Raw genomic sequence first — 498 nt, forward strand, 5'->3', positions numbered from 1 at the left:
GCTCGCGCGCGAGCACCCCGGCTGCAAGGTCGCGCTGGTCACCAGTAGCCTGCCCACGCAGATCGCCGCCGTGCGCGCCGGCCTGGGCCTGGCCGTGATCCCTGACTTTCTGGCGGTGAAGGAGGACTTCATCGCCGTCATCCCGGCCGAGCAGTTGTTCAGCGCCGAACTCTGGCTGGTGACCCATGCCGACCTTGTCGCCTCCGCCCGGGTACGGGCCGTCGCCGACTTTCTCAGCGAGTGCGTGGTGCAGGGCAGCCCCGAGCTGGCGCTGCAGTGAGTGGCCGCCCGCGTCGGCATCAGGAGGTCTGAGCCAGCTTGTCGGCCCACAGATCCACGGGCCCCAGGCGGTCGACCCCTTGCGTCGCCATCATCCAGCCGGGGTACTCGGGCGGCAGCTCGCTGACGGCATCGAGCCGGGCGATCTCCTCCTCGCTCAGAGTGATGTCCACGGCGGCGATATTGTCCTGGAGCTGGCCGAGTCGTTTCGCGCCGACG

General features: G+C 69.7%; 1 protein-coding gene and 1 pseudogene. One reads left to right on the forward strand and one right to left on the reverse strand.

Annotation, left to right across the window (positions count from 1 at the left end; genetic code table 11):
* Positions 1 to 280 (forward strand): LysR substrate-binding domain-containing protein (locus tag GYB81_RS23430; RefSeq protein WP_233787666.1); only part of this gene is annotated, 280 nt, incomplete at its 5' end.
* Positions 281 to 299: 19 nt separating this feature from the next.
* Here the strand turns inward: GYB81_RS23430 and GYB81_RS23435 are convergent.
* Positions 300 to 498, reverse strand: a pseudogene (locus GYB81_RS23435) (aldo/keto reductase); the annotation flags it as partial.

Source organism: Pseudomonas yangonensis, from assembly GCF_009932725.1.
GTDB lineage: Bacteria > Pseudomonadota > Gammaproteobacteria > Pseudomonadales > Pseudomonadaceae > Aquipseudomonas > Aquipseudomonas yangonensis.